Annotated in this window: 23 protein-coding genes; 13 read left to right on the top strand and 10 right to left on the bottom strand. The window is 65.5% G+C overall.

All coding sequences use genetic code 11. The features are described from left to right. Window positions 1-75: 75 nt before the first annotated feature. Window positions 76-1,107 carry a hypothetical protein gene (locus RMCN_RS04100; protein WP_131808513.1) on the top strand — a complete coding sequence of 344 codons (1,032 nt, stop codon included), beginning with the start codon at window positions 76-78 and terminating at the stop codon, window positions 1,105-1,107. Between the two features lie 267 nt (window positions 1,108-1,374). Here the strand turns inward: RMCN_RS04100 and RMCN_RS04095 are convergent, their stop codons facing one another. Genes RMCN_RS04095 through RMCN_RS04085 form a run of 4 tightly spaced genes read right to left on the bottom strand, consistent with a single transcriptional unit; the run spans window position 1,375 to window position 3,293 of the window. Further along, window positions 1,375-2,100, bottom strand: coding sequence for a hypothetical protein (locus RMCN_RS04095; protein WP_067387493.1), 726 nt, complete (start codon window positions 2,098-2,100; stop codon window positions 1,375-1,377). Window positions 2,101-2,155: 55 nt separating this feature from the next. Then, window positions 2,156-2,431, bottom strand: a complete 276-nt coding sequence (locus tag RMCN_RS30785) for a hypothetical protein (protein ID WP_131808512.1) — start codon at window positions 2,429-2,431, stop codon at window positions 2,156-2,158. A gap of 41 nt (window positions 2,432-2,472) precedes the next feature. Next, the gene (locus RMCN_RS04090) at window positions 2,473-3,066 is read right to left on the bottom strand and encodes a hypothetical protein (RefSeq protein ID WP_067387491.1); all 594 of its coding nucleotides are present in this window, start codon (window positions 3,064-3,066) and stop codon (window positions 2,473-2,475) included. Window positions 3,067-3,068: 2 nt separating this feature from the next. Further along, window positions 3,069-3,293: a hypothetical protein gene (locus RMCN_RS04085; RefSeq protein ID WP_067387489.1), complete on the bottom strand. Its 225-nt coding sequence runs from the start codon at window positions 3,291-3,293 to the stop codon at window positions 3,069-3,071. A 135-nt stretch (window positions 3,294-3,428) separates the two neighbouring features. On the opposite strand from RMCN_RS04085, the gene RMCN_RS04080 reads away from it, so the two are divergent. The 4 genes from RMCN_RS04080 to RMCN_RS04065 all read left to right on the top strand — a co-directional run bounded on the left by RMCN_RS04080 (window position 3,429) and on the right by RMCN_RS04065 (window position 4,732). Continuing rightward, on the top strand, window positions 3,429-3,629 hold the full coding sequence (locus tag RMCN_RS04080) for a hypothetical protein (RefSeq protein WP_067387487.1): 201 nt from the start codon (window positions 3,429-3,431) through the stop codon (window positions 3,627-3,629). Between the two features lie 30 nt (window positions 3,630-3,659). Further along, on the top strand, window positions 3,660-3,890 hold the full coding sequence (locus RMCN_RS04075; RefSeq protein WP_067387485.1) for a hypothetical protein: 231 nt from the start codon (window positions 3,660-3,662) through the stop codon (window positions 3,888-3,890). Continuing rightward, window positions 3,887-4,123: a hypothetical protein gene (locus RMCN_RS04070; RefSeq protein ID WP_067387483.1), complete on the top strand. Its 237-nt coding sequence runs from the start codon at window positions 3,887-3,889 to the stop codon at window positions 4,121-4,123. Before RMCN_RS04075 ends, RMCN_RS04070 begins: the two co-directional genes overlap by 4 nt. 108 nt (window positions 4,124-4,231) lie before the next feature. Beyond that, on the top strand, window positions 4,232-4,732 hold the full coding sequence (locus RMCN_RS04065) for a hypothetical protein (protein WP_131808511.1): 501 nt from the start codon (window positions 4,232-4,234) through the stop codon (window positions 4,730-4,732). Between the two features lie 36 nt (window positions 4,733-4,768). Here the strand turns inward: RMCN_RS04065 and RMCN_RS04060 are convergent, their stop codons facing one another. Next, entirely contained in the window at window positions 4,769-5,254 is a 486-nt protein-coding gene (locus tag RMCN_RS04060) for a helix-turn-helix domain-containing protein (protein ID WP_110765748.1), read from the bottom strand. Window positions 5,255-5,431: 177 nt separating this feature from the next. Between RMCN_RS04060 and RMCN_RS04055 the strand changes: the two genes are divergently transcribed. Both RMCN_RS04055 and RMCN_RS04050 read left to right on the top strand, forming a co-directional pair. Beyond that, the gene (locus RMCN_RS04055; protein WP_084377139.1) at window positions 5,432-5,689 is read left to right on the top strand and encodes a hypothetical protein; all 258 of its coding nucleotides are present in this window, start codon (window positions 5,432-5,434) and stop codon (window positions 5,687-5,689) included. Window positions 5,690-6,079: 390 nt separating this feature from the next. Continuing rightward, a complete protein-coding gene (locus RMCN_RS04050; RefSeq protein WP_084377125.1) occupies window positions 6,080-7,915 on the top strand; it encodes a hypothetical protein in 1,836 nt (611 codons plus the stop codon). Window positions 7,916-7,960: 45 nt separating this feature from the next. On the opposite strand, the gene RMCN_RS04045 is transcribed toward RMCN_RS04050, so the two are convergent. From RMCN_RS04045 to RMCN_RS30780, 5 genes are all read right to left on the bottom strand, one after another. Further along, complete coding sequence (locus RMCN_RS04045; protein ID WP_067387479.1) at window positions 7,961-8,320, bottom strand: hypothetical protein; 360 nt, start codon at window positions 8,318-8,320, stop codon at window positions 7,961-7,963. Next, a complete protein-coding gene (locus RMCN_RS04040) occupies window positions 8,317-8,673 on the bottom strand; it encodes a hypothetical protein (protein ID WP_067387477.1) in 357 nt (118 codons plus the stop codon). Before RMCN_RS04040 ends, RMCN_RS04045 begins: the two co-directional genes overlap by 4 nt. Window positions 8,674-8,707: 34 nt before the next feature. Next, on the bottom strand, window positions 8,708-9,154 hold the full coding sequence (locus RMCN_RS04035) for a hypothetical protein (RefSeq protein ID WP_067387475.1): 447 nt from the start codon (window positions 9,152-9,154) through the stop codon (window positions 8,708-8,710). Between the two features lie 598 nt (window positions 9,155-9,752). After that, window positions 9,753-10,085, bottom strand: a complete 333-nt coding sequence (locus RMCN_RS04030; protein ID WP_067387473.1) for a hypothetical protein — start codon at window positions 10,083-10,085, stop codon at window positions 9,753-9,755. Continuing rightward, the gene (locus RMCN_RS30780) at window positions 10,082-10,291 is read right to left on the bottom strand and encodes a hypothetical protein (RefSeq protein WP_131808509.1); all 210 of its coding nucleotides are present in this window, start codon (window positions 10,289-10,291) and stop codon (window positions 10,082-10,084) included. Before RMCN_RS30780 ends, RMCN_RS04030 begins: the two co-directional genes overlap by 4 nt. Before the next feature lie 599 nt (window positions 10,292-10,890). Between RMCN_RS30780 and RMCN_RS04025 the strand changes: the two genes are divergently transcribed. From RMCN_RS04025 to RMCN_RS04000, 6 genes are read left to right on the top strand one after another with little or no spacing between them, the layout of a single operon-like run. Beyond that, the gene (locus RMCN_RS04025) at window positions 10,891-11,562 is read left to right on the top strand and encodes a hypothetical protein (RefSeq protein WP_131808508.1); all 672 of its coding nucleotides are present in this window, start codon (window positions 10,891-10,893) and stop codon (window positions 11,560-11,562) included. Beyond that, entirely contained in the window at window positions 11,562-11,963 is a 402-nt protein-coding gene (locus RMCN_RS04020; RefSeq protein WP_067387469.1) for a hypothetical protein, read from the top strand. Before RMCN_RS04025 ends, RMCN_RS04020 begins: the two co-directional genes overlap by 1 nt. Continuing rightward, entirely contained in the window at window positions 11,960-12,304 is a 345-nt protein-coding gene (locus RMCN_RS04015; RefSeq protein ID WP_067387467.1) for a hypothetical protein, read from the top strand. Before RMCN_RS04020 ends, RMCN_RS04015 begins: the two co-directional genes overlap by 4 nt. 59 nt (window positions 12,305-12,363) lie before the next feature. Continuing rightward, window positions 12,364-12,672, top strand: coding sequence for a hypothetical protein (locus RMCN_RS04010; RefSeq protein WP_234787560.1), 309 nt, complete (start codon window positions 12,364-12,366; stop codon window positions 12,670-12,672). 14 nt (window positions 12,673-12,686) lie between these two features. Beyond that, window positions 12,687-13,169 (top strand): hypothetical protein, encoded by a 483-nt coding sequence (locus RMCN_RS04005; RefSeq protein WP_067387463.1) that lies wholly within the window; start codon window positions 12,687-12,689, stop codon window positions 13,167-13,169. Between the two features lie 2 nt (window positions 13,170-13,171). Beyond that, window positions 13,172-13,525, top strand: a complete 354-nt coding sequence (locus RMCN_RS04000; protein ID WP_234787559.1) for a hypothetical protein — start codon at window positions 13,172-13,174, stop codon at window positions 13,523-13,525. Window positions 13,526-14,203 lie beyond the last annotated feature (678 nt).

Here is a 14,203-nt window from a genome sequence, read left to right as displayed (position 1 = left end):
ACGTCGATTGAGGAAAACGCAATTCCTCAAAATCTCGACACGCCGGACGATGACGCTTTAGACCATCAACCGGATATGGCTGCTGGCAATCAGCCCGATATGCCGGCCGGGGAAATGACCGCCGTCGAACGGATCCGCGCATACCGCGAGGGCACACTTTCGCCGCCGACGATAGGCGGTGACGATTCCGGCCACAATTCTGGCAACGACACCGATGAGCAGACCGGCGACGGTGAATCCGACCGTGCCGGGTTTCCTGGCCTTGATCGCGACGATTCCGCCCACGAGGAATCGACCGGCGAACCGGAGCGTAACGGGGGTGGTTCGTCACCGGCCGACAACAGCAGCAGCGGGACGAGTCGGGTGCCTCGCAAGGCGCTGCTGATCGGCGTTCCCGTGGCGATTCTGCTGGTGGCTGGAGTCGCCATTCCGGGCTTGGGCGGCGGCTCCGAACCGTCGGACACGGCCGCCTCAGTCATGTCACAGAGCGCGGCCGGTGCGCTCAAACCGACCAGCACGACGGCGCCGGCGGTGGTTCCCGACGGCGTGATCGCGCCGGCGAAGGTTGAAGCTGCCGAGTACCCGATCTCTTTGACCCCGCCGACGGATGCGTTCTCCGGCGACACCAACAAAGCGTGGGTGTGCGCCGGCCTGGCCGGCACCGTCCTGACCATCACACTGCCCGCTCCGATGATCGTCACCGAAATCGGTGTCGTCCCGGGATTTGCGGGCGTGGACAAAGACGGCGCCGAGCAGTGGGCAAAGCACCGGATCGTTACCAAGGTGGCCTACTACCTCGATTACGGCGGCCCGGTCTATGCCGACTTCGCCAACAAGCGGGAACGCCAGACCACCCCGCTGGGAAGCGCCGATCAGCCCGCGGTCACCCAAACCATCCGCATGGTGATCCTGCAGACCCAAGACGTCTCCGGGCAGGCGGCGACCGCCGGCACGGACAGCTCGGCGGCTCCGGCGCCGGGCCTGTTGGGCGACCTCGGATCTCTGGGTTTGGCGCCGAGCCCCGTCGCGGCTCCGGGGCAGGGCAGTGGGCCTGCCACGTTCGCCGTCGGCTCCATCGAGATCATCGGCCGCAGCGTCGCGCGCTAACGTCTGTTACAGCCAGCGAGCAGCGGCTATGGCCCATATGGGGGGTAGGGGTTAGCAGATATATGGGAACTAGGGCACAGCCGAGCGGTCTCGGTCATGGGACGCCTAGGCCCCCCTCTGGCCACAGCGGTGAAAACTCGTTATACCGCGCGAGCAGGGTATATGGGGCTATTAGTACCCATATGGGCCGCTCAGGCGGTATAACGAGGGTGCTAACAGTGGTTGCCCTGGGATACGGCGTGGCTATGCCGGGCAAGGGTGGCAGGTTCAGCTGGCCTGTCCTGAGGGAAGCTCAGCACTGCCCCCGTGGGTGATCGTCAGCCGACCGTCGTCGAGGCGATCCAGGTTGACGCGGGGATGGTGACGTAACCGCGACAGGGTCATGTTCAGCGCCGACTTGTTCTTGTCCGTGGGCGCCGGATAGACCCGGTGCAGTAGGTCGTTGGTCGACAGCGGGCCGAAAAGCGAAATAGCGCGAGCGACCACCCGCAAAGAGGGCGACAGATACGAGAACGTTAGTTCCTCGTGGCGGCGATAGGCGTCCTCGGTCACCGTGTATGCAGCGCCGATGGGTAGCACGCGGGTGGTTCCCGTGGGTGCAGTGATACGCACCTGACCAGAGTCGGTGACGACACGAAACCGCGGAGCCAGCGTTGAGGCCGGCGTGGATGCGGGGGAGTAGCGCTGATGCTGCATCTCCAGCGACATACGCACCTCGACCGGCAGAGCGCTGATGTCACAGGCGGTCATATTCAGCAGAACCACACCGGATCCGTGCGGAGCCAGCGCGGCCCACGGATGGGAGTCCAGCGCGATGTCCTCAGGCCAGCGGGCCTGGGCGGTCAGTGTCCAGTCCGCCGCCTCGCTGTCAAACACCGAGATCGTGTTCTCCTGGGAAAGGACGGCACACGACCCCGTCGATAACCCCGACAACGGACGTGGCACACCACGCGACAACAACAGCTGAAGCACATGCGGTGCTGCGTCGGTCATCTACTCCTCCCGTGTCTGACGAAATGCGCGCACGTTCTCTGGTGTTATCGGCTGATCAACGGCGATAAAAGTCGCGAACAATATCGTCAAACACCTGGGCCTCACTACGAGCCGGCTCATCATTTGCCTCCAGTGGAATCGCCCCCTGCGGGCTATACGGGGGCATTATCTGCGCCGGAGGAACATACGGTGGTATTGCCTGCGGTGGCGGAAATGACGGGAACGTGACGTTGAAAACGACCTTGGTTCTGCCCGCACGGCGTAGCGCGAGTTTTGCCAGAAATACCACGACAATCACGGCCGTGACTATTCCTATGATTGATCCGGTCATGATTGACGGGCCTCCTGTGAACTATCGAATTACGGGTGCTTCTATCGTGCCGCCGCGGAGTCGCGCCGGCGGGTGGGTTGGGCGGGTGCGCCACCGTGTTCCACGTCTGTGCCGGGCGCCGCGCGCGGCGGCCGGCCGCCCTGCGGCTTCTTGGTGCGTTCCCAGCGCCGGCGGAACTCATCGACGGAGGTCTGGGTGAAGATCGGGCCGGAGGCCGGGGTGGAGACCGGCTCAGGAAAGCCGAGCTGACCACCGGGCAGGGTTTTGAGCTGGGTCAGTTGGTGGGCACGCTGGCGGGAGACGCCGAACTGGTCGGCGATCTCACGCAGGCCAATCAGGTCGAGCCGGGTGGGATGGGCGGCTTCGGCAATGAACTCCTCGGTGGGCATCACCAGCAGCCGGCCTCGTCGGGTCTGCACGGCGCCGCGCGCCACGGCGCTCACCGCTGCGCCAGCCGCATGCAGAGCGCTGTCGCTGGCTTGGCGTAGGGTCGCGCCCTCGGTCTCGAAGGTGAGCTTCAGGTGTCCGGCTGCCTCGTCGTAGGCCACATTGGCGTCGAGCTCGGCGGCGATGTCCGCGCGCTGCTCCAGGGTGAGGCCGGGCGCGGTGTAGGTGAGTTGCGCGGTCCACGTCACGGCTAGATCTCCTCGCTCGGTTCGGCCTGGTTCTCCTCCGGAAAGACCAGCCCGACGCCGCGCAGCGCGCCGATCAAGCGCACCCACTGCACCGCCCTGGTGGGCGTGCTGGCCTCGATGACGCTCAGGCTTCCCTTCGCGAACACCCAAGCCCCGCGCTTGGTTTGCCAGACCTTGAATCCCTGGCGCACCGCGGCGGCGACGAGCTGGTCCATCCGATCTGCCATTGTCTCCCCTAACGCTTGATGCCGTCAAGTCTCACGTTATCACATAACTCTTGATGCCATCAATGGTTTAGCGGTACACTCTAAGCCATCCAGGCAGATCAGCAGACGTCCTGTCCGCCGCGTCCGAGGAGACCGATGAAGCGCAGCCAAAAGCAGGCCTTGGCATTGGCCGTGATCACCCGCGTCGCCGACCTCGCCGAATTCTGGACGGAGCTGGTCGATCAAGACCCGCAGCTGGCCGACGTCGATTACGACGAAGCCATGCAGACCATCGCCAACTGGCTCGCCAAGCTGCCCGGCGATCGCTGGGATACGCGGCTACCGATGCCGAACTGAAAACACGAGAAGGGAAGCAGGCTGAGCAAAATGAGTACAAGCGACAGTGAGCAGACACTGGACGCCGGCCGGGTCGACGAGCTACACAGGGCGCTACTGCGGCTCGTCGACAAATGGTCAGAGGATGCCAACCTCTGCGATACCGAGGAACCCGCCGTTGCCGAGCTGATCCGCGCGATGATGGGCAGCCTCGCCGGCGTCGTCAGGCTCTATGAAGTGAGCAGGCCGCCGTCATCGGCCCGAGAGGATGGTGTCGCATGAATCACCCTAACGTCGTTGACGTCGAAACCTGGCTCGTCCGGCTGTCCAACGGCTGGATCGCGTCGGTGTGGGTGCCGATCGGCTCGCCGGCGGCGGACGCGGTGGCCGAAGCCAAGCGAGAACACGGCGCCAATGCAGTGGCCGTGCGCCGACCCGCCGACACCGACTGGACCGAGATCCCTGCCGACGAGCCGCCGGGGGGCGCAGCCGCTGTCGAGGTGTGCGGCGCGTGATCGACCATGTGTCGCATGTTCCGCTCTTGGGCGAGCGTGCAGTGAGTGGCCGCTGTCGGTGACCAGCCGTAGGCTCTGGCCATGCTTGAGGCCGGTGCAATCTGCGCTGTGGTTCTGGTCGGCGGCGCCTGTGTTGTCATGCTGTACCGCCGGCGGCGCGAGGCGCTGGTAACCGCCGCCCTGTGGGACGACATGCGCCCGGCTGAGGCGCTGACTATGGCCGCGGGATTTTTTGTCGGCGGAGTCGTGATGGCGTTTTCCGATACGGCGGTGTGGAGCAAGGTCGTGACGCTCGGGTCGTGCGCGGTGCTGACCGTCATGCTGATCAACCGCGCGGCTCACGCGGCCGCGTCAAACGCCGCGGTGTACGCAGACCTGCGCGCACTCGCCGATCGTGTACGCAACAGGACCCCGGCGCTGGCCGGCAGCAAGCGCCCCGGCGATAAGTGGGCTCGCGCACTTCGCGGCTACGGCATCGACTCGATCGCCTTCACCTGCGATGGGGAGTTGGCTGAGCTGATCCTTAGCGACAAGGCAAAGCATCACGCCGGTCAGGCCGCTGATCTTCTTCATGTGCTGAGCCGCGACGCTGCCGGCGGGAGATTGTGACTTCCTGACGCGACGCCGCGGTTGGAGCTGACGTCGTCAGCCGGCCGTGTCGCCGAGATGTCCCGGAGTGGTGAACTGTGCGAGCGCGTCGCGCTGGTGCTCCAGGGCACCGTGGAAGCCCTCAGCTGCGGACTGATACTTGAGGGCGGCTTGCCGGTACCCCTCAGCCGCGATCCGAAAGCCTTCGGCACCTGCCTTGTAGTCCTCCATCGCGGCCAAGGTCAACGCATGCGATGCGCTCAACAACCGATTGGTCTCCTGCAGCGTCACGATCTGGGCCTTCAAATCGGCCACTTCATCGCTGCCAGTAGCAGAGGGTGTCGGCTGTTCCGAACTAGCAGGGGGCAGCTGGTCAACGTAGACGTACCAGCGCTTCTGTTTCGGGCCGGCGGTGGCGCCGCCCTGCAGTGCGCCGGACTCGATCATGCGGCGGATAGTGCGTACGTCCCGGCGCAGAATGCGTGCGGCCTGGCGGGCGCTGATGACGTGTCGGTCAGCCTGAGGGTGGCTCTCGATCGCCATCCAACAAGCCCCCTTCGCCGCCGCAGGTTTCGACATCGTACTACGCCCGGCCCCGCCCGCGACTTGCCGCGACCAGCTGCGATGCCCGCTTACTGATCACAAGATGCGCACTAAGTGGGCGACACGCGCTGCGCGGGTACGCGCGCAGTCCACAAAGAGGACATACGATGCGTGCAGATGTTCACTAAGCAGACATTGCTGCAGCGTAGGAGGGATCTGGCGATGGCGAGCGAGTCCACTGCGCCGCGCAAGAGCCGTAGCGGCTCCAGTAACAGGCAGCGCAACGAGCAGGTGAAACTGAACCTGCTGCCAACCGAAAGGCAACGCCTCCAGCAGCTGGCCGACCGCGGTGGGTACCAGAACGTGCAGGCATACATCATGGACAAGCTGCAGCCCGACCTAGCCCTGATCGGCGGCGCCGCAGCAGCCTCTTAGTCACATCCTTCACGTTTGCAGCACGCGTTGCGCGTGTCTTGCGCGCGTACGCGCGCATAGGCGTGCGAACATCCCTGTGGGTAACGCATCCAGACAGGGAGGACTCCATGGCCCCACGCCGCTCATAAAGGTGGCGGAAACTTCATCCACCCATAGCCGAACCACTGCGCTGCGAGAACGCGTCGTGCGCCATCGGGCCAATCGGCTTATCTCGCAGTCGATCTCACTCTGAAAGCCACTAAACACGGCGAAACCCCCGGCTGGCACCGAGGGTTTGCGGCCTAGCCGAGCTGCTACTCGGCCTAGTGGTAATGCATCCTGCCCCAGGAAAGGGACTGTCCCAATGACAGGTCTCACGATACTGCATGCCTGCATGCCGGCCACGGATCGATGACCGCGCGCCGCGATAACACTTCCGCCCCACCGGCGGGCGCGCGTGACACCGCGCAACGCACCTGGAAGGCATTGGCGCCCTTGATGGCTGCCCGGCCCACGATGCGGATATGGGGCGCCGAGCACCGATTCGACAAGGTTCGCCCGCTGACCCGCAAGCTGCCCGAAGTCCCGGCTGCCGTTCCCCTGTACAACCGTGGCCGCACCCGGCTGCTGGCCCTGGACCTCGATGCCAAAAAGCATGGGCGCGAACGCGTCTCAGACGACCGCGACCGCCTGCTGTCCTGGATCGCCGACTGCGGCGCCCGCGCGATCGTCGACACCTCAACCAGCGGCGGCGCCCATATCCTGGTGCCCCTCACCGTCGCGGTGACCGTCGAGCAGATCAAACCGCTCATGGCTGCGCTGGCCGCTGTGTGTCGCACCCTCGACGTCACGCCTATGCTCAACCCGGCCCAAGGCTGCCTCACCGCACCAGGATCGCCGTGTCGCGAAGGCGGTTACCGCGTCTTAGTCGGCGACCTCGGCGACGCCGAGCAGCTGCTACGCACACGCAACCCACCGCAGCTGCTCGACTTGCTCGCGGCGCAGCTCGCCGCCACCAATACCACGACCGCACCGGCGTCCCCGCCTCAAGTCGTCGAGTACTTCACCGGTTCCGGCCATCACCAATCCCTGGCGCCGCGGCATCGGCTGCACAGCCCGATGCCGGCCGCCGTCACAGCCTTCGCCCGCACTGGCGTCCTACCCTCCGACGGCCGCTGGCCATCTCGATCGGAAGCACGTCAGGCCGTGCTCACCCACGCCATGTGGCGCGGCGCCACCCTCGCTGATATCCACCGGCTCGCTGCCCCGGGTCAAGCATGGACTGGACTGTCGGCTGCCTATGAGCGCTACGGCGCCCAGCGCCATAAAGCGCTTGAGCGGGATTGGGACTCAGCTCAACGATGGCTCGTCGCTACTATCCCCAGATTCCAGACAGCCACGCACAAGAAACAGCACACAGGGGGTAGGGCGCAGGTACCCGCCCAGCATCGGCGGTGGCTTGCCCACGCGGTGTGGTGGTGCGACCTCACCCTACGGTCACACCCTCAGCGGTGGGCGGCGGCTGCCGTTCTCCAAGCCCTGGCGATCAGCTCCGTACGCGCCGGCGAGCTCGTCCAGGGGGTGCCCGTCGTGGCCGTCGGCGGTAGATCGTTGTCGATCGCGGCCGGGTTGCTGAGCGAATCCACCGCCTGGGCCGTGCTGCGGGCGCTGCGCGAAATGCCCGGCGCACCGATCCTGCTGGTAGCCAAAGGCACCGGCCTGCACGCCGATCGCTACGCGCTGACCACGCCTGACGTCTGCGACCCACACCCCGATGCACCCGGCCGGCCAGCGGTTGCCGACGTGCATCATGCGTGGTCAGTCATCGGGCTACAGCATCGACGCCTCTACGAAACCGTCATCACGACGGGGTTGGATAACCCGAGGGATCTCGCGGGGGCCGCGCGCACGTCCATCAGCAGCACCTACAACAGCATCGCCGAACTAGCCCGCATCGGACTGCTGCGCCGACAGGCCGGCCGCCTCACACCAGGGGAGACCACACTCGACGACATCGCCGAACAACACCGCCTCGCCGAAGCCAGATCGGCCCGTATCGCCGCACATCAAGCGGCCCGGATCCAATGGCAGGCATGGTTGGCCACCCGACAAATTCCGCCGATCGCACCGCCGGTCGACACGGGAACAGTCGCTGTCGCGCCGCCCGCGACTGTCGATGTCATCAGCGAAGCCGACTACCTGTCGGCGGTGATGGCCACCGGCCCGCCGGCGGCATTGGTGCCGTAACAGCGCGCCCGACGACAAAGCTGCGCTGAGGTCACGGGACACCTGTCAGCACGTGGCGCTGCAGTACCTGCCGGCCCATGAGGAGCCGATCGGCTCCTCATGGGCGGGGATGGTCGTCGTCTTGAAGCCAGTAACCGTGCTGTACGTGCGGACCTGCTCGGCCACACTGTGTTTGGGCACCTCGTCATGCCGCACGACGATCCAGCCGCGGCTTTCCACCGCTGACCACGTTGTATGACCCGATCCGTACGGCGCCACACCGTCGATGAGAAACGTTGGCACAATGGTGTGGCCGCGCTTGGCGGCGCGTCGGCTGCGCTCGGGGTATTCCGCGCCGTACTGCACTCGGCTGGCGGCCACCAGCTCAAGCGCTTCGAGCTGGCGCTTTGATGGTCTGCGGCTCATGGCGCGACGTGGATTGCGTGAGCACCAACGACGACGGAGCATCCCGTCTGGTCGTTGGTGAAGCGCAGATCCCCGCCCGCCCGGGTGGTGATCGTCCAGCCAAGCGCGCGGTAGGTGTAGGTGCTGTCGAGTTCGATCGCAGGGATGTTGCCGAGGTCGCCGACGATCCACGACATGACGGCGTCGGTGTCGATGCGGACGCCGTTGGCCTGCATCCCGTCGATGACCGGCGAGGCCGTGAATTGGTCGTTCTGGCAGCACAATTCAGTAGTCGTGATGACGCAGCGTGTCCCGTCGGCCGACTTTACGTACACCTGGTCGAACTCGTCGGGGAGGAGGGCATCTGGTGCCATCGCACTCACTGGTCTGGTCTTTTCCGTCGGGCGGTCAGGCACGGCCGTCGATTCGGCAGATGACTTCGGCGATGTGTTCGCCGGCGTCGGTGAGCACGGCGTAGCGCGGATGGGCGTAGTCGTGCTCGTCGTACTCGCTGGGGTGGGTCAGGGCGATGGTCAGCGCCTGTAGGTGCGGAGCCGCGGCCGACCAGCGGAAGTACTTCAACGCTTCGACGTCGCTGTAGTGGCTGTTTTCGATCCATCGGCGGACGCTGTGGCGAAGGCCTCCCAGGTCGGTTAGCACCGGATCGGCACCGTCGTCCGAACAAATGATGAATCGCTGCCCACTCGGGTCGCAGGTGAAGCGGCGCGCGGCGTCATCGTGGCCGAAACCGGCGGTCATCGCCTGGGTTTGGTGATCGGTGCAGCGGGCCACAAAGCGCGGCGGTGACTCGATGGTGTCGATTTCGATGTGGTGAGTCTGTTCGATGGTGGTCATTTGCGCGCTCCAAACTCGGCTGGTGGGTTCATTGTCGTCGTCGACTCCGACAAGTGGGCGCTTTGTGCCGCGGTGGCCGACGGGTCGAGGGCAAAACCGTTCAGAAGCAGCGCGCGGCGTGGCGATAGACCGTGCGCGACGACGTCGCTCACGGTATCGCGGGCGATGTGCTGCCATCGTCCCTCGATGGTGTGGCGGTAGGCCCAGGCCTCAGCGAAGGCCTGTGACAGCTCCGATAGTGCTCGTGCAGCCGCGGTGGGCCGACGGCCGGATCGTTGCGCTTGCTTCATCTCTGCTCTCCTGCCGCATAGGTGGTGGATACGGGTTGGAATCCGCCGGCTGAAGCCGGGGGGCCGCCGCCGCGCAGGAGGATGCTGTGGCGCTCGGATTGGCCCAGTAGCAGCCGGGGGGACTGGCGGCGAAACCGCACGCGCTCCGGGCTGGTAGCGGCGGTGGTCATCAGAGGCCTCCCTCGCATCCCTGTCCGGTGGCGGCGGCGGTCGATACCGCCGCCAACACGCCCGTGAAACGCGGCATTGCTCGTCTGGTACGGGTGTGAATCCTCGAGTTGCATCCGGGTGTGGCAGTGCAGCCGCCCTCACTCAACGGCTCCATCGTCTGCTCTCAGTGCGGTGTCGGAGGTGTCGGAGGCTGACTCGGTTGTGACGTCGGCCCACGGCTCGTGGCGGGTGGCGGCGCGCACGATGCGGCCGTCGTCGACGGCGATGAAGATCACGTTCTCGTGGCCGCGCGAGTTGACCATCCAGGCGCAGCCGGCCTTGTTGATCAGCTCGGGTTCCTCGGTGATGGTGTAGCGCCGGCCGCGATAGATCACCGTGGTGCCGGCCAGTACCGGCGTCGGGGGCGCGCCACGGGACGCTGTGGGGCTGGAGTCGGTTTCGCCGGGGGTGTGGCGCGCTGGTGTGGTCATCGAACGGTTGGCCTTTCTGAGCGTGCGCCCGCCGCACAGATGCGGGGGTATCCGAACTGCGGAACATGAGGAGCCAGCAGCACATGGCCGCCGACCTCCACCAGGTCGAACGTGTCGTAGCGGCCGACGACGTGGCCGGTGGCGAACGCGCCACCGTGCAGCTGCACGCGGACTCGGTTCGAGTGAGCGACAGACTTACTGGCCATTGTCCGATGGGCTCCCTTCCCGCGTAGCTGCGAACGATTCGATGCGAACCATAACGCTTGATGCCGTCAAGGCAACGGCATCTAATAATGATTGATGACGTCAAGCGTTAGCGGCCTGGCGGCCGGCCGGCGGCCAGGCGATACCCACTGGCGGGTGTTCCCACCCTCCCACCCTTAGATGGTAGCGCCGGGGTCCGACAAGTCGGCCCCGACGCTACACACCCGCCAGTGGGTAGGGATGAAAACGACTGTGCCACAACCCGATTCGGGAGATGCGCGCCACGAAAAGCGTTGCGCCACAACGAAAGTCGGTCACTAGTTGCAGTGAAATAGATTGCGACACAATGCAATCCGAGCGACGCGGAGCCAAACGCGATGTGATGGACATCACATCAGCAAATTTTGGCCGATTTGCTATCGGTAACTGTGGGTGGGGTGGAGACAAGGCGATATAGCGCTGGTAGCGAGGGGATATGTCGGTCGGTGCGGATATGCTTGGGGTTGTCTCGGGGAGGTAACTGAGACACATGGGAAAGCGGTTCAGATGTCCCCCACGCGGGGGACATGGGGATCGCGCGGAGTGCCTGTAGGAGGGCGTTGTGTCTGATCTGAGTGTTCCCGCTGCGGTGGGAGTGGCGGTGTCGGCGGCAGACCTGTTGGGGTCGTCGTCAGGGCTGGGTTCGGGGTCGTGGGTGTCGGTGCGGATCAACCCGGAGCTGTTAGCTGGGGGGTGGTTTGTCGTCGAGCAAGAGCCGATCGACGGCGGCCAGCGGTGGTGCGCGATTGTGTCGGCTGATCCGGTGGCGGTGGTGGCGGCTGGCCCGGTCGCCGACGTCATGCTGTGGGCGTGGTCGGTGCCCGACCCCGACGGGGCGATGCCGTCGTGGGTGCCGGTGCTGGCTGACTCGGCGTGGCAGGCCGCGCGGGGCCAGGCTGCCGCACGTGAGGCGCGCAGCGCCTTGTCGCGTGAGCGGGCGCGGCTGGAGGCAATCGTCGATGCGGCGCACCACTACGCGAACGACAACGATCTGTGCAGCCGGTTCGACGACTTCATGATCGAGCAGGGGTTACGCCCACGGTCGCGCGACTACTCGGTGCTCGTGGACGTGCGGCTGAGGGTGCGCATCTCGTCAAGCGGCCACGACGCCGACTCGGCGTCGGAGAACGTCACAACCAGCGAGGTCGTCGAGGCGATCTACAACCTGTCGAGGGGCGAGCTGGACGGGCTGTGCGACGGCGATTTCGACATCGTTGACGTGGAGGCCGAGTGATGGCGGCCAGCAGCCACGGTGGGGCCGGTAACGGCCCCACCCCCACGGCAACCCGAACCGACGCGGCACACAGTCATCTGGCCGCGCTGCTGGCCCAGGGCCGTGAACTGGACGAGCTGATCGCACGGGCCGCCGTCAAGGTTGTGAGTGCGTGGCTGATCGACACCGGGCGCTCGTGGCTAGCGGTGGATGTGAGCCGATCACTGCCCGACTACCCGCTCGACACCAACGAAGCGCTGGCCGATGCGGTCAGACACCTGCCCAACGCAGTGTTCTGCTGGGGGCTCGACATTCGCGGCCAGTACGCGGTGCGGCTCTTTGACCTCGCCATGTACCTGCAACGCGAGCGAGGCAACCGCTCGCACACGACCACCACAACCGAAAACAGGGAGAACCAATGAAGCTGACTGAACGGGCCGCCGAAGTCACTCGGCTACACGGTGAGTGGTTCGACTGCGACGGCGACGAGATCGACCACGAAGACGCACGTGACCGGCTGATCAATGCCGCGCTGGAGCTGGCCCGCCACGTCACCGAGGGCATCCCAAGTGTGCTTGAGGGCGTGACCGCTCTGCGCGCGGACTTCGCGCGGCTGCACGTGTTCGACGACGAGGACGACGAGCCCACAGTCAGCGGCTACCGCTACCACGACGAACACAACGCGGACGTTCGCGAGGACATCGAGCACAGCGCCGATGCGCTGGCATGTCGAATCGACGAGTGGATCGGAGCAGCCGAATGATGCTGGCAGACAACACGACTGGTGCGGCTGCGGGCGGACCTATCAGCGCCACGGAAAGCGTGACACCGTTGGTCGAACTCGTCGCACTCGCCGCAGTCAACGGCTGGACGGTCAAGGCCAGCGGCAGCGGGCTTGAGTGGGCGCGCGGGGCCAACCGGGTCGTGGCCAAGTTCTCAGTCTCTTCCCAGCGCCCGCAATACGCCGGACTGTTCAACTACACCGACTATGAGCGCACCGGCCAGCCGCAGCTTGGCACGGCGGTGTGGCGCGGAGTCGGAAACGGCGGCGACCGCGCCCAAGCGCACGCCAGCCTGCGCCGATGGTTCACCCAACCGCAGCGCGAACTAACAGACCCAACGCAATGGTGAGACAGGAGAAACCCATGAGCGCAACACAATTCGAGGTCGGCGAGTACGTCGAAATCGCCGACGACATCGGCACGCCACAGGACGGCACGCTGTTTCGGGTCATCACGCGGGGCCGCAAGTACCACGTTGTTCGCCAGGTGTCCGAACGCACAGGCGGGCCTATCGGAGTGCCTATCGGTGGCTGCGCGGCGAGCGATCTGATCGCGGCACGGCCCGCCACGCTTGACGACTACGCGGACGCGATCACGCTGGAAGTGCAGCGAATCGAGACGACCCACTACCGCGTGAGCTATACCCGCCGCGAAGTGGTCAACATGCTTGCTGACTTCGCACCCGAGCACGCCGAGCGCTACCTGCAGATGGGCAATGCGGAGCTGGCACAGGCCCTGCGGGTTGAGCTCGACGCCGCTGGCGAGTTGACCGACACGGTGATCGCCGAGCAGGGATGCAGCGACGACGCGTGCGACGAGCACCACGTCGCAATGAGCGGGTGGTGAGCATGCGGGTTCCTGCTGGTGTGGTGACGCGAACACTGGTGATGGTTAGGCCGCTGCCTGGCCACGTGTCGGTGGAAGACGCGCGTACCGAACGGACCGTGCTGTCGGTGCAGTGGGGCGAGGTGCTGATGCGGTTCACTTCCGCCGAGCAAGTGTGGACCGTCCTGGAGGCGTTTGGAGCCGTGCGTCAAGCGCTGCGAGGAGCAGTGGGTACCGAAGTGCTCGACGGAGGCTGCACAGAGCTGTGGCCGGGATTCTCGGCGGTGTCTGTGACGTGGACGCGCGCCCCGGAGTGGTCGGTGGCCGTTCAGGAGGACTACGACGAGCTGCGTCGTCGGCGGGTTGTGTTGGGTTGATGTGGTGATGGGGCCGGTGGTGTGGCGGGTGGTGGATTGGGCGGGGTTTGAGGCGGGGTTGGTGTTGTGGCGTAATGCGTTGCGTACGGCGGTGGGGGTGTTTGTTGGTGGTGGTCGGTGGCGGTGTGATCCGTCGCGGGAGGGGCGGGTGTGAGCCTGGGTGGTGTGGTGGCCGGCTGGTGTGGGTGCGCGTAGTGGTTGTCTCAAGCATGACGGCTGTTGGTATGTGTGGCAAAGTCTGCGGGTGACAGGTGGGGGTGTGCCCGGGTCGGCCGGTGCGCCGGGTGTGGGGATGGCGGTATTCGGTTGTGGTGCAGTGTGTTTCGGTGTTTCACGCCGTAGGCGTGGGGTGTATGCGGGTGCGCTCGGTTCGGCGGAGCCGAACCGGGCTAGTGTTAGCTGGATAGCGTAAGCGGAAGGCGAACAGCGAAAAGTACTGGGATACAATCAGATACATGGATACTAAGCGGACGGCGAAGCCGGTACGCGTGATGCCGAAAACCGTTGGAATAACGCAAGATTCGATCACAACAGAAGCGATGCGGGGAGGGCAAAGCCCGACCCAAATCCAACACAGACGAAAAGTATTGATACACAACAGAAGTCACCAACCACATAGGGCGCCCTTGGGCGCCCGGTAGCCTTTGCCCGCCCTTGGGCGGGCGCCCGTGGCTCGGC

The organism is Mycolicibacterium novocastrense (assembly GCF_001570485.1).
Lineage (GTDB): Bacteria > Actinomycetota > Actinomycetes > Mycobacteriales > Mycobacteriaceae > Mycobacterium > Mycobacterium novocastrense.
This window is presented reverse-complemented; position numbering and strand designations above follow the sequence as displayed.

Bases quoted from the DNA above. Each gene is read 5' to 3' on its own strand.
- RMCN_RS04100 (WP_131808513.1), top strand. From the start codon at position 76: ATGGCTGCTGGCAATCAGCCCGATATGCCGGCCGGGGAAATGACCGCC.
- RMCN_RS04095 (WP_067387493.1), bottom strand. From the start codon at position 2,100: ATGACCGACGCAGCACCGCATGTGCTTCAGCTGTTGTTGTCGCGTGGT.
- RMCN_RS30785 (WP_131808512.1), bottom strand. From the start codon at position 2,431: ATGACCGGATCAATCATAGGAATAGTCACGGCCGTGATTGTCGTGGTA.
- RMCN_RS04085 (WP_067387489.1), bottom strand. From the start codon at position 3,293: ATGGCAGATCGGATGGACCAGCTCGTCGCCGCCGCGGTGCGCCAGGGA.
- RMCN_RS04080 (WP_067387487.1), top strand. From the start codon at position 3,429: ATGAAGCGCAGCCAAAAGCAGGCCTTGGCATTGGCCGTGATCACCCGC.
- RMCN_RS04075 (WP_067387485.1), top strand. From the start codon at position 3,660: ATGAGTACAAGCGACAGTGAGCAGACACTGGACGCCGGCCGGGTCGAC.
- RMCN_RS04070 (WP_067387483.1), top strand. From the start codon at position 3,887: ATGAATCACCCTAACGTCGTTGACGTCGAAACCTGGCTCGTCCGGCTG.
- RMCN_RS04060 (WP_110765748.1), bottom strand. From the start codon at position 5,254: ATGGCGATCGAGAGCCACCCTCAGGCTGACCGACACGTCATCAGCGCC.
- RMCN_RS04055 (WP_084377139.1), top strand. From the start codon at position 5,432: ATGTTCACTAAGCAGACATTGCTGCAGCGTAGGAGGGATCTGGCGATG.
- RMCN_RS04050 (WP_084377125.1), top strand. From the start codon at position 6,080: ATGACCGCGCGCCGCGATAACACTTCCGCCCCACCGGCGGGCGCGCGT.
- RMCN_RS04045 (WP_067387479.1), bottom strand. From the start codon at position 8,320: ATGAGCCGCAGACCATCAAAGCGCCAGCTCGAAGCGCTTGAGCTGGTG.
- RMCN_RS04040 (WP_067387477.1), bottom strand. From the start codon at position 8,673: ATGGCACCAGATGCCCTCCTCCCCGACGAGTTCGACCAGGTGTACGTA.
- RMCN_RS04035 (WP_067387475.1), bottom strand. From the start codon at position 9,154: ATGACCACCATCGAACAGACTCACCACATCGAAATCGACACCATCGAG.
- RMCN_RS04030 (WP_067387473.1), bottom strand. From the start codon at position 10,085: ATGACCACACCAGCGCGCCACACCCCCGGCGAAACCGACTCCAGCCCC.
- RMCN_RS30780 (WP_131808509.1), bottom strand. From the start codon at position 10,291: ATGGCCAGTAAGTCTGTCGCTCACTCGAACCGAGTCCGCGTGCAGCTG.
- RMCN_RS04020 (WP_067387469.1), top strand. From the start codon at position 11,562: ATGGCGGCCAGCAGCCACGGTGGGGCCGGTAACGGCCCCACCCCCACG.
- RMCN_RS04015 (WP_067387467.1), top strand. From the start codon at position 11,960: ATGAAGCTGACTGAACGGGCCGCCGAAGTCACTCGGCTACACGGTGAG.
- RMCN_RS04005 (WP_067387463.1), top strand. From the start codon at position 12,687: ATGAGCGCAACACAATTCGAGGTCGGCGAGTACGTCGAAATCGCCGAC.
- RMCN_RS04000 (WP_234787559.1), top strand. From the start codon at position 13,172: ATGCGGGTTCCTGCTGGTGTGGTGACGCGAACACTGGTGATGGTTAGG.